General features: G+C 70.7%; 8 protein-coding genes and 2 tRNA genes. 3 read left to right on the top strand and 7 right to left on the bottom strand.

Features of this window, described 5'->3' with window-relative positions; genetic code table 11:
- Nucleotides 1-126: 126 nt before the first annotated feature.
- Together ACFVSL_RS09285 and ACFVSL_RS09280 are read right to left on the bottom strand one after the other, a co-directional pair.
- The gene (locus tag ACFVSL_RS09285; RefSeq protein ID WP_386940410.1) at nt 127-651 is read right to left on the bottom strand and encodes a MarR family winged helix-turn-helix transcriptional regulator; all 525 of its coding nucleotides are present in this window, start codon (nt 649-651) and stop codon (nt 127-129) included.
- Nucleotides 652-655: 4 nt separating this feature from the next.
- Complete coding sequence (locus tag ACFVSL_RS09280) at nt 656-1,987, bottom strand: flavin-dependent oxidoreductase (RefSeq protein WP_386940409.1); 1,332 nt, start codon at nt 1,985-1,987, stop codon at nt 656-658.
- Nucleotides 1,988-2,085: 98 nt separating this feature from the next.
- Here ACFVSL_RS09280 and ACFVSL_RS09275 point away from each other — a divergent pair, with 98 nt between their 5' ends.
- Nucleotides 2,086-2,559 (top strand): hypothetical protein, encoded by a 474-nt coding sequence (locus ACFVSL_RS09275; RefSeq protein WP_386940407.1) that lies wholly within the window; start codon nt 2,086-2,088, stop codon nt 2,557-2,559.
- Between the two features lie 71 nt (nt 2,560-2,630).
- On the opposite strand, the gene ACFVSL_RS09270 is transcribed toward ACFVSL_RS09275, so the two are convergent.
- Both ACFVSL_RS09270 and ACFVSL_RS09265 read right to left on the bottom strand, forming a co-directional pair.
- Nucleotides 2,631-2,707 (bottom strand) — tRNA-Met (locus tag ACFVSL_RS09270).
- A 173-nt stretch (nt 2,708-2,880) separates the two neighbouring features.
- Nucleotides 2,881-2,954 (bottom strand) — tRNA-Met (locus ACFVSL_RS09265).
- A gap of 301 nt (nt 2,955-3,255) precedes the next feature.
- Here ACFVSL_RS09265 and ACFVSL_RS09260 point away from each other — a divergent pair.
- Nucleotides 3,256-4,608, top strand: coding sequence for a glycoside hydrolase family 18 protein (locus tag ACFVSL_RS09260; protein ID WP_386940406.1), 1,353 nt, complete (start codon nt 3,256-3,258; stop codon nt 4,606-4,608).
- Nucleotides 4,609-4,717: 109 nt separating this feature from the next.
- On the opposite strand, the gene ACFVSL_RS09255 is transcribed toward ACFVSL_RS09260, so the two are convergent.
- From ACFVSL_RS09255 to ACFVSL_RS09245, 3 genes are all read right to left on the bottom strand, one after another.
- Nucleotides 4,718-5,578: a class I SAM-dependent methyltransferase gene (locus ACFVSL_RS09255; protein ID WP_386940404.1), complete on the bottom strand. Its 861-nt coding sequence runs from the start codon at nt 5,576-5,578 to the stop codon at nt 4,718-4,720.
- A complete protein-coding gene (locus ACFVSL_RS09250; protein WP_386940402.1) occupies nt 5,575-8,508 on the bottom strand; it encodes a UPF0182 family protein in 2,934 nt (977 codons plus the stop codon). Before ACFVSL_RS09250 ends, ACFVSL_RS09255 begins: the two co-directional genes overlap by 4 nt.
- 71 nt (nt 8,509-8,579) lie before the next feature.
- Nucleotides 8,580-9,692, bottom strand: coding sequence for a PDZ domain-containing protein (locus ACFVSL_RS09245; RefSeq protein WP_386940401.1), 1,113 nt, complete (start codon nt 9,690-9,692; stop codon nt 8,580-8,582).
- A 191-nt stretch (nt 9,693-9,883) separates the two neighbouring features.
- Between ACFVSL_RS09245 and ACFVSL_RS09240 the strand changes: the two genes are divergently transcribed.
- Entirely contained in the window at nt 9,884-11,260 is a 1,377-nt protein-coding gene (locus ACFVSL_RS09240; protein ID WP_386940399.1) for a zinc-dependent metalloprotease, read from the top strand.
- Nucleotides 11,261-11,712: the final 452 nt, after the last annotated feature.

Here is an 11,712-nt window from a genome sequence, read left to right as displayed (position 1 = left end):
CTCCGTTCTCGATCGGCGTCTCGGCCGAGCAGGGTTCGAGGGGTCGCACGCGGATGCCCCGGCGTGCGGTCGCACGCTAGCAGCCCGCCGCGGGGCGTCGCGATGGGGAGCTCTCCCCCGTGCGGCTCAGTGCCGGGTGCGGTGCTCGACGATGCCCCTGAGGCGCTCGAGCACCGGCAGTGCCGCCGCGAGCGCCTCGCGCTCGTCCGCGTCGAGCTCGGCCAGCGCGTCGCCGACGATGACCGCGCTCGCCTCGTCGAAGCGGGCGAGCAGCTCGAGCGCCCTCGTCGTCGCGCGGACCTCGACGCGCCGGCCGTCGCCCGCCTGCGCGAGTCGCTCGACGAGCCCGGCCGACTCCATCGACTTCAGGAGGTTGCTCACCGTCGGACGGCTGAGGCCGAGCTGCTCGGCCAGCGCACCCGGCGAGGATCGCACGCCGCCGGGGATCGCCCGCAGCACCTCGATCTGCGCGTCGGGGATGTCGGGCAGCCCCTCGGCGGCGCGCGCCGCGGAGAGCAGCGCGCGCCGCAGCGGGGAGACGACCAGGTTGAGCCGCGCGAGCGCCGGCGCGGCAGCAGCCTGCGCCGGGTCCGGCTGCGTGGCCGTCGGCGTCACGGCGGGTGCTGAGGTCTCGGGTCGGGTCACCGGCATCCGGTCAGTCTGCCACCGGGCCCGGCTCGACGGACGCCGAGAGCGAGGCGCGCTCGTTGAGCGTCGAGGGGTGGAACCCCGCGGTGCGCTTGTAGTCGTCGGCGATCTGCTGGAGCTCGTCGGCCGGGATGACGTCGTGGATGTCGGCGAAGCCCTCGGGCGCGCGGTCGTACGCGAGCTGCATCACGCGCTCGGGACCGAGGGCGCGGGTCATCTCGAGCAGGCGTGCGGTGGCGGGGCGGCGGTCGGCGTCGTACGCGTCGAGCGCGGTGCGGATCGCGGCCGTCGTGCCCGACGCGTCGGGGCGGCCGTCCGCCGTCTCGAGCGCGGCGACGCCGTTCGCGAGGTGGAAGGCCAGGGTGCGCGCGTCGAGGATCGCCTGCGACGCGCCGTTCGACCCGTTCGGGTACATCGCGTGCGCCGCATCGCCGAGGAGCACCGAGCTGCCGAAGCGCCAGGCGGGCAGCGCCTCGCGGTCGACCATCGGGTACTCGAGGATCTGGTCGGCCGCCGCGATCGTCGCCGGCACGTCGAGCCAGTCGAAGGTCCACTCCGAGAAGCGCTCGACGATCGGTGCGGGGTCGATCGGGAGGTTCCAGTCGGCGAGCTCGGTCGTGCCCTCGGGGGCGCGCCGCTCGGCGATGAAGTTGAGGCGGAGCGACCCCGGGTCGTCGCCGTCGGCGGGCGCGAGCGGGTAGGCGACGAACTTCTGCTCGCCGTCTCCCGCCATGATCATGGTGCGGCCGTCGAGGTACGCCGGCACCGTGGCGGTGCCGCGCCAGAGCACGAGGCCCGACCAGACGGGGGCGCCGTCCTCGGGGTACTCCTGCGCGCGCAGGGTCGAGTGGATGCCGTCGGCCGCGATGAACACGTCGGCGGTGACCTCGAACTCCTCGCCGTTCGAGCGGGCGAAGCGCGCGTACTCGTGGTGCTCGCCGTGCTCGACCCCGACGAGGCGGCTGTCGAGGCGGATCGCGTCGTCGCCGAGGCGACGGCGCACCTCGTCGACGAGCAGCATCTGGAACTCGCCGCGGTGCACGGAGAGCTGCGGCCAGCTGTAGCCGGCGTCGGTGCCGCGGGGCTCCGACCAGATCGGCTGGCCGAACCGGTTGTAGTACGAGAGCCGGCTCGGCTTCACGGCGATGCGCTCGACGGCCTCGGCGAGGCCGAGCTCGGTGAGCTCGCGGACCGCGTGCGGCAGAAGGTTGATGCCCACCCCGAGCGGACGCAGCGCGCCGACGCGCTCGTAGACCACGACGTCGGTGAACCCGGCGCGATGCAGGCTGAGTGCGGTGGCGAGTCCGCCGATGCCGGCCCCTGCGATGACGATCTTCAACATGTCCTCCTTGTCATGCTCGATCGGCTCGCGATCGACAGGGATAGTTTTGTGGCAAAACTATTTTTCGTCAAGTGGCGTCATCTCATCGGCTCGGTATGATCCACGGCATGATGACGTTCCCGGTGATCACCGCGAGATCATTGGTTGCCCCCGAGTACTTCCACGCCCGCTGGTGCGACGTGACGACGCATCCCGAGTGGGCGCCCGGAATGGAGTACATCCGACTCGAGGAACCACTGGGCATCGGCGTCCGCGGCGTGATGAAGACCCGCGACGGCGAGGAGACCCCGATGATGGTCAGCGACATCGTGCCCGGACTCGCATTTCAGGACACCGTCTTCCTCGATGGCGGCACCTTGACGGTGCGGCACGAGTCGCACCGCGATGACGCGGGCAGTCGACTGGAGCTGCACGCTCGGATCGACGGGCCGCGGGCGGAAGAGCTCGCCTCGAGCATGGCCGGATTGGACGAAGTGCTCGCCTCCGACCTGGCCGGCCTGATCGCCGTGGTGGAACGCGAACACGGACACCGCGAGAGAGACGTGGTCACCGGCATCCTGCCGTCCTGACGGTCGCCCGGGTTCACCGGCCGGGAGATGGCGAAGGCCCGGAATCTCGACGATTCCGGGCCTTCATCTGTTGGTTGCGGGGGCAGGATTTGAACCTACGACCTCTGGGTTATGAGCCCAGCGAGCTACCGAGCTGCTCCACCCCGCGTCACAAGGACGAGTCTACACGGCCCCGGCGCCGGCTCGGACCCACGGGCACTCCGCGCACTGGACGAAGTGAGGCCCGTCGCGTGCGCACAACGATGATCGGGCTGCGCGGGAACCCGGCAAGACAAAAGGCCCCTGATCTGGTGAAACACCTGATCAGGGGCCTTTTCTTTGTTGCGGGGGCAGGATTTGAACCTACGACCTCTGGGTTATGAGCCCAGCGAGCTACCGAGCTGCTCCACCCCGCGGCACAAGAGAAAACACTAGCACGGGAAGCCCCGGTGGTCCAATCGAGCCGCCTTCCCCGACCACCTGGTCGGCCTCGACGCGAACAGAGGTCGAACCAGGTCGCGCCGACGATCGACCCGGCGAACGTGCAGTATCTGCACACCCCGCCGATTCCGTTGGAGATCTCCACAGCGAGCGCACGCCTTCGCCCGTGGCATCCGCGAAGCTTTGTTAAGACTCTTTCCTTTCAGCCCGCTCGCTTGGTACCGTCTCGCAACCGCCGTGATCGCGGCGGCCGGGACCACGATCGATGAGGATTCCATGTCACCACTCCCCCTGCTCCGCGGTGCGGCCGTCGCCGTCGCCGCCACGGCGCTCATCGCCACCGCGGCGACCGCGCCGGCCGCCGCCCACGGCAAGCACTCCCCCGACGGCCCGAGCGAGATCAACGGCTACCGCAGCGTCGGCTACCTGATGGCCGACACCCCCGTCACCCGCGACTTCCAGATCGCCGACCTGCTGAAGAACGGCGCCATCGAGGACGTCACCCACATCAACTACGCCTTCGGCAACGTCACCGAGAACCTCGTCTGCGAGATCACCGACGTACCCGGCGAGGGCGACGCGTACAACGACTACCTCCGCCTCGTCTCCCCGCAGGACTCGGTCGACGGCAAGCGCGACCAGAAGAACAAGCACCAGCGCCTCGCGGGCAACTTCAACCAGCTGAAGAAGCTCAAGCAGGTGAGCCCCGAGACGAAGGTGCTCGTCTCGCTCGGCGGCTGGACCTGGTCCGACCACTTCTCGGCCGCGGCCGCGACGCCCGAGAGCCGCGAGAAGCTCGTCTCCTCGTGCCTCGACATCTACCTGAAGGGCGACCTGCCGAAGGTCGGCGACCTCGGCGGCAAGGGCGTCGCCGCCGGCATCTTCGACGGCATCGACGTCGACTGGGAGTGGCCGGTCAACGGCGGCGAGACGTCGAACGCGAGCCCCGCCGACCGCGAGAACTTCCTCGCTCTGATGGAGGAGTTCCGCCGCCAGCTCGACGACTACGGCGACGAGACCGGCGAGGACTACCTGCTCACCGCGTTCGCCCCGGCCGGCGGATGGAACACGAACGCCGGCGGATGGACCGACCCGCGCCTCTTCGAGGTCGTGGACTTCCTGAACATCCAGGGCTACGACTACGCCGGCGGATGGACCGGCAACACCGGCCACCAGGGCAACCTGCACCCCGACGGCGCGAACAACTGGGGCCTCGCGCTCGACAACGCCGTCGGCCTCTACACGGCTGCCGGAGCGCGACCCGACCAGCTCAACATCGGCATCCCCGCCTACGGACAGGGCTGGACGAACGTCACCGTCGGCGACCGCGCCGTCTGGACGCCCGACCCGACGGTGACCTCGATCGGCACGAAGCCGTACTACGAGATCCGCTCGATCGGCGAGGGCTACTACGACCCCGCCATCGGCGCCTCCTGGCGCTACGACGCCGTCACCGGCCAGTGGTGGAGCCTCGACGACCCGAAGTCGGTCGCGCAGAAGGCCGAATGGCTCGCCGAGCAGGGCTTCGGCGGCGCGATGTGGTGGGACCTCTCGGGCGACTACCGCAACGAGCTCGGCAGCACCCTCGGCGACACCCTGCGCGCCGCGGAGGAGGGGCCGCTCGACTGAGCCGACCCCGAATGACGGATGCCTCGGAGCGAGCCCGCTCCGAGGCATCCGCCGTGTTCGAGGGTGGGGTCTCGATGCGCTTCGCTACTCGACCACCGGGGCTTCTTCGCTAGTCGACCACCGGGTTGCGTGCGACCAGTTCGTACGACAGCGGCAGCCAGCGCTCGGCCGACCAGCCGTACATGCCCTCGCCGAGCTCGACCGTCGCCGGAAAGACCCGCCATGGCACCGAGTAGTGCTCGGTGAACGCCTCGAGCTCGAGGCCCGCGTCGCGCAGCGCTCCCAGCACCTCGTCGATCGGGTGCGACCACTCCCACGTGCGCGCGTGCTCGAGACGCGCGTCGGGGTCGGCGTAGTCGCCGGGATCATCGAGGATCTCGGGCTCGTCGCTCCGGTAGGCGTACCTGATCGACGGGAGACCGCCGGGGCCGTCGGCGCCGTCGAAGACCATCGCGGTCGGATGCCCCTCCGCGAAGTAGAGGCGACCGCCGGGCTTCAGGTACCACGCGACGATCCGCGCCCACTCGGCGACGTCGGGCAGCCAGTTGATCGTGCCCCACGTCACGAACACGAGGTCGAACGACTCGGGCTCGGGCAGCATGTGGCGGGCGTCGTACACGTTCGCCTCGATGAAGCGGGCGCGGTCGGCGACGCCGATCTCGGCGGCCATGCGCCGTGCCTCCTCGACGGCCGCGGGCGAGAAGTCGATGCCGATGACGCTCGCCCCGCGGTTGACGAGCGAGAGCGAGTCGGAGCCGAAGTGGCACTGCAGGTGCAGCACGCGCACGCCCTCGAGCCCGTCGGGGAAGAGCCGCTCGACCCCCGCTCGCGCGATCGGGTCGAGCACGCCCCCGCCGGCGCGCAGCGGAGCCTGGTCGTAGAACGTGCTCGCGAGGTGCACGCCGACGCGTTCGTCCCAGCCGGCCCGGTTGTCGTCGAGCCAGTCGCCCTCCCGCAGTCCGACGGTCATTCGCCGCTCGACTCCTCCGAGCCCCCGGTGCCGCTCTCCGCGTCGTTCGTCAGGGCGATCATCTTCGAGATCGTCTCCGCGAGCTTCGCGTCGGCGGCGCCGTACGCCACCCAGTCGCCCTCGGCGAGTGCGGCCTGCTTGTCCTTCAGGGCCTGCGCCGCCTGGTTCAGGAGCGCCTGCATCTCGTCGCTCGGCGCCTCGGGCGAGGTCGGCGTGCCGCCGTCGCCCTCCCCGGGCGTCGGGGTGGTGCCGGGCTCCACCTCGTTGTCGCCCGCCGATGCACCCGAGTCGCCGCCGAACAGCACGTCGAGCGCCTGGTCGAGGGTGTCCTGGAACGCGATCTGGTCGCCGAACGCGACGAGCACCTTCTGGAGCAGCGGGTAGCTCGTGTCACCCGTCGACTTCACGTAGACCGGCTGCACGTAGAGGAGGCCGCCGCCGACCGGCACGGTCAGCAGGTTGCCGTTGATGACGTCGGACTGGCCCTGCTTCAGCAGGTTCAGCGACTGCGAGACGCTCGGGTCCGAGTTGAACTTGGCCTGCACCTGGCCGGGGCCGGGCACGTTGTCGTCCTCGGGCAGGGTGAGGAGCCGCAGCTTGCCGTAGCCGTCGGAGCGCTCGCCGTCGGTCGCGCCCGCGTCGGAGTCGACGGCGAGGTAGCCGCGCAGCACGTTGCGGCTCTCGTCGCCGCGCGCCTCGGGGATGAACGTCGAGTACAGCGAGTACGCCGGCGTCTCCTGCCCGGGCATCTGCATCGTGAGGTAGTACGGCGGCTGCAGCAGCGCGGTGTTCGCGCCCGCCGTCGGGTCCTTCGGCGTCGTCCACGCGTCTTCACGCGAGTAGAAGGGGCTCGCCTCGGTCACGTGGTAGCGGCCGAGCACGGCGCGCTGCACCTTGAACAGGTCGGAGGGGTAGCGCACGTGGCTCATCAGCTCGCCCGACATCTTGCTCATCGGCTCGATCGTCGACGGGAAGATCTTCTGCCAGGTCTGGAGGATCGGGTCCTCCTCGTCCCAGGCGTAGAGGGTCACGGTGCCGTCGTACGCGTCGACCGTGGCCTTCACCGAGTTGCGGATGTAGTTGATCTCGTCGAAGGCGAGCGCCGGCGAGAGTCCCTCGCTGTCGGCGATGGCCTCGCTCATGCTGACCTTGTTGGAGTACGGGTACTGGTCGGAGAGCGTGTAGCCGTCGACGATCCAGACGAGACGGTCGCCGACGATCGACGGGTACGTCTCGGAGTCGAGCGTCAGGTACGGGGCGACCTTCTGCACGCGCTGGATCGGGTCGCGGTCGTAGAGGATCTGCGAGTCGTCGGTGACCTGGTCGGAGAGGAAGATCTGCTCCGACTGGAACTTCAGCGCGTAGACGAGCTTCGTGAAGATGTTGTCGAGCTTCGGCCCGCCGTCGCCCGAGAACGTGGTCTGCGTCTGCTCCTCGTTGTCGCTGCCCGCCGGGTAGTCGAGCTCGATGGGCTCGCTGTCCTTCGGGGCGCCGACGATCGAGTACTGCGGCGAGCTCTCGCCGAAGTAGACGCGCGGCTCGAACTCGCCGAGCGAGCCCGTCTGCGGGATGCCCGACTCGAGGAACACCGGCTGCCCGTCGACCGAGCGCTGGTTGCCGGCCGCCGCGACGAGGCCGTAGCCGTGCGTGTAGACGAGGTGCGAGTTGAACCAGGTCTCGGCGTCGCCGAGGCCCGAGAGCTTGACGTCGCGCACCGCGACCACCGTGTCCTGCGTGGTGCCGTCGACCTCGTAGCGGTCGACGTCGAGCTGCTTCGGGAACTGGTAGTACTGGCGGAACTGCTCGAGCTGCGAGAACGCGGGCGAGATCACCAGCGGGTCCATCAGGCGGATGTTCGCCGTGGTCTCGGCGTCGGAGCGGAGCGCGCCGGGCTCGGCGTCGGTCTCGGCCTCGAACGGGATCTCCTCGACGTCCTCGACGTTGTACGCGTCGCGCGTCAGGTCGATGTTGCGCTGGATGAAGGGCGCCTCGAGCGACTTCGCGTTCGGGTCGACCTGGAAGCGCTGCACCACCCACGGGTAGAGCGAGCCGATGAGCAGGCTCGTCACGATGAGCAGCGCGGTGCCGACGAGCGGCAGCCGCCAGCGGCCCATCACCGCGGTCACGAAGAAGAGGATGGCGACGACGACCGCGATGCCGGCGAGGATGCCCCGCCCGGGGATCGTGGCGTTGACGTCGGTGTAGGCGGCTCCGGTGATGAGCGTGCCCGTCTCGGTGACGGTCGCGTACTGGTCGAGCCAGATGCTGACGCCCTGGAGCAGCAGGTACAGGCCGGCGGTCACGGCGATCTGGATGCGCGCCGACTTCGAGATGACGACCTCGCGGCCGCTGACCCGGATCGCACCGTAGAGGTAGTTCGTCGCGATGACGAGGAGCACCGAGAGCAGCACGACCGCCGAGGCGAAGCCGACGACGCTGCGGTAGAAGGGCAGCTCGAACACGAAGAAGCCGACGTCGAAGCCGAACTGCGGGTCGGTCTGGCCGAACGGGGTGCGGTTCAGCCACGCGAGCGTGACCTCCCAGCGGCTCGACGCCGAGACGCCCGCGAAGACGCCGAGCACGACCGGGATGCCGTACATCGCGAGGCGGCGGAGCGGCTCGAAGACCTCCTGGTAGCGGTCGAGCTGCGAGTTGAGCTTCGCGTAGACCGGGCGAGTGCGGTAGGCGATCTGGATCGACGCCCAGATCGGCACCGCCATCGCCAGGAACCCGATGAGGAAGAGCGAGACGCGCGCGATCCACTCGGTGGTGAGCACCGAGAGGAACCCGAGTTGCTGGAACCACAACACGTCGGTGTAGAGGCCCGCGAACACGAAGAACGCGATCACGAGGGCGGCCACCACCCCGATCGTGATCGCGATCGGCGCACGACGGCGCTGGATCCTCGGTTCTTGCGGCTGTGCTGACACTCTCGGCCTCTGCTTCGGTCGGGATGGGATCGAGACTCCATCCTAGAGTCGCGATGCTTGGAATCTGCTGGTCAGGAGGCGTCGCACGACGGGTACGACCCCGTCAGCTCGCCGTCTCCGAGGTCTTCGACGATCGCGCGCGCCTGGTCGAGCGTCGACACGGCGAACACGCTCATGCCGTCGGGCACGTTGCCGACGACCTCGTCGCAGTTCGACTCGGGCGCGAGGAACCAGTCGGCGCCGGCGCCGTCGGCGCCCCAGAGCTTCTGCCGGATGCCGCCGATCGCACCCACGGCACCGGCCGAGTCGATCGTGCCGGTGCCCGCGACGATCTCGCCGCCGGTCATCGCGCCGGGGGTGAGCTCGTCGACGATGCCGAGCGCGAACATCATTCCGGCGCTCGGTCCGCCCACGTTGTCGAGCTGCAGCTCGACGTCGATCGGGAACTCGTAGTGCATGCGCACGCCGACCCCGAGCACCGCGACGCCGTCGCGATCGACGGGGGTCACCTCGACGGTGAGGGGCTCGCCGTCGCGGACGATCTCGATCGAGGCCGGGGCCTCCGTGCCGTGCTCGCGCACCGCCGACTGCAGTTCGCCGATGGAGTTCACCGGGGTGCCGTCGAGCGCGACGACGACGTCGCCCTCCTCGAGCACGCCGTCGGCGGGCGAGCCCTCGAGCAGCCCCACGATCGTCACCTCGCGCGGGAACTCGTAGCCGAGCTCGACGAGCGCGGCCGCGATCGCGTCCTGCTGCGAGTCGACCATGGCCGCCTCGTTCTGCGCGTCGCGGTCCTCGTTGCTGACACCGGGCGGGAAGACCGCCTCGATCGGCATGACGGTGCGCGTCGTGTCGCCCCACGCCCAGAGCACCTCGAGCCAGTTCGGGGTGTTGCCGGGCCTGCCGACGACCGAGACGGTGAGCAGGTTGAGCTCGCCCTCGGTCGGGTACGTCGTCTCGTCGGGGATCTCGATCAGCGGCACCTCTTCGCCGTCGGCGTTCTCGGCGACGCCGAGGGTGTCGTAGACGGGCCCGGGCTGCTCGATCACGTACGGCGAGGGCAGCAGGCCGAACACGATCGCGATGACCGTGGCGACGGTGACGGCGGCCCACCCGATGCGCTCGCGCCGCGAGCGCCGACGGTGCTCGACGGGCGCCGACGAGTCATCGGTGAACAGGGCCATCGGGCAGTCCTTTCGCGCCGTTCGCGGCGACGGGCCGGTCGTTCGCGGCGACGGGCCGGGGTGGAGGGGCGGGCCGAGCCGGCGCTGTTCGCGAAGGGCGGACACCCGGGAAGCCAGCCTAGGCCATTTCCCAGTCGCGACGCCGGAAGGCCGCGTTACGGTGGAGGTGACGAGAGCTGGAGGTGGCGCACGTGGCCGATGAGAATGGCGGATCCGGCGACCGGAACCCCGAGGACGAGTTCCGCGACATGCTGCGCGAACTGCTGTCCGGAGCCGGTGGCATCGACCCGACGAGCCTCGCGGGCGCCGCGGGCCTGCCGAACGACCCGGCGAGCGTCGCCGCGCTCTTCGGCCAGCTCCAGCAGGCGATGAGCCGCAGCGGCGACGGCATCGACTGGAGCGTCGCGACGCGGCAGGGCGAGGAGCGCGCGGCGACCGGCCAGACGCAGATCTCCGACGCCGACCGCGCCCGCTTCGACCAGGCCTTCCAGGTCGCCTCGCTCTGGCTCGACGAGGCCGTCGACTTCTCCGCTCCCCCGCAGACGCCCGAGGTGATCACCCGGCGCGCATGGGTCGCGGCGACCATGCCCATCTGGACCCAGCTCGCCGAGCCGGTCGCGCTCTCGATCTCCGACGCCCTCACCCGGGTGATGCTCGAGCAGGCGCCCGAGGAGATGCGCGGCATGATCGAGAACGCGAGCAAGATGCTCCGCGGCATCGGCGGCGCGCTGTTCGCGATGCAGCTCGGGCAGGTCGTCGGCCAACTGTCGACCGAGGTCGTCTCGGGCGGCGACATCGGCATCCCCCTCCTCGACGACTCGCGCGCGGCGATCCTCCCGCAGAACGCGGCCGTGTTCGGCGAGGGCCTCGACATCCCGGCCGACCAGGTCGAGCTCTACCTCGCCGTGCGCGAGCTCGCGCACGCCCGGCTCTTCCGCCACGCGCGCTGGCTGCGACTGCACCTCATCACCGCGATCACCGCGTTCGCGCGCGGCATCGACATCGACACCGAGCGCCTCGAGGAGCTCGCCGAAGGCTTCGACCCCTCCAACACCGACGAGCTGCGCCAGGCGGTCGTCGGCGGCACGCTGATCCGCCCCAAGAGCGAGGCGCAGCAGGCGGCGCTCGGCCGGCTCGAGACGATGCTCGCGCTCGTCGAGGGCTGGGTCGACCAGGTCACGGCGGATGCCACGGGCCGGCTCCCGCGCACCGATGCCATCGCCGAGTCGATCCGCCGCCGCCGGGCCTCGGGCGGGCCCGCCGAGTCGGCGTTCGCCACGCTCGTCGGGCTCGAGCTGCGCCCGCGCCGCCTCCGCGAGGCGACCGCGATGTGGCGCGCGGTGACCGAGGCGGTCGGCGTCGAGGCGCGCGACGCCCTCTGGGCGCACCCCGACCTGCTGCCCACCTCGGCCGACCTCGACGACCCGAGCGCGCTCGTCGCCCGCCTGACGGGCAACGACGCGGCCGAGAACGAGGCCGACGACGAGTTCGACCAGGCGCTCGAGCAGCTGCTGCGCGGCGAGACCCCGGCCGGCCCCGGCGAGGACGGCGAGACCCCCGCGAGCTGACGGCATGCGCTGACGGGGCCTGTGGAGGGATTCCGACGCCGGGCGCCCCGCTGCGGGAGGCTCTCGGCATGTCCCCGCGCATCGATCCGGCCCTCCCGCTCGTCTGGCGCTCCCCCGGCGAGCTGCAGCTCGGCGGCGAGGTGCCGCGCATCGTCCTCCGCGACCCCGGTCTGCTCGAGACCGGACTCCTCAGCGCGCTCCGGCACGGCGTCAGCCGGGCGACGCTCGAAACGATCGGCACCGGGCTGGGCGGCACCCCCGCCGAGGTCGAGCGGCTGCTCTCCGTGCTCGCGCCCGCGTTCGAGGTCGACCCGGTCCCCGACGCCCGTGAGACCCGGGGGCCGGTGCTGCTCGACGCCGACGGCACCTTCGGCGCGCTGCTCGAGCGACGGCTCGTCGAGCTGGGGCACCGCGTGCTCGGCCGCGACGCGATCGAGGCGACCACGACGCCG

Source organism: Agromyces sp. NPDC058064 (assembly GCF_042885275.1).
Classification (GTDB): Bacteria; Actinomycetota; Actinomycetes; order Actinomycetales; family Microbacteriaceae; genus Agromyces.
This window is presented reverse-complemented; position numbering and strand designations above follow the sequence as displayed.

Coding starts and splice junctions, on each gene's coding strand:
- ACFVSL_RS09285 (WP_386940410.1), bottom strand. CDS start 651: ATGCCGGTGACCCGACCCGAGACCTCAGCACCCGCCGTGACGCCGACG.
- ACFVSL_RS09275 (WP_386940407.1), top strand. CDS start 2,086: ATGATCCACGGCATGATGACGTTCCCGGTGATCACCGCGAGATCATTG.
- ACFVSL_RS09260 (WP_386940406.1), top strand. CDS start 3,256: ATGTCACCACTCCCCCTGCTCCGCGGTGCGGCCGTCGCCGTCGCCGCC.
- ACFVSL_RS09255 (WP_386940404.1), bottom strand. CDS start 5,578: ATGACCGTCGGACTGCGGGAGGGCGACTGGCTCGACGACAACCGGGCC.
- ACFVSL_RS09245 (WP_386940401.1), bottom strand. CDS start 9,692: ATGGCCCTGTTCACCGATGACTCGTCGGCGCCCGTCGAGCACCGTCGG.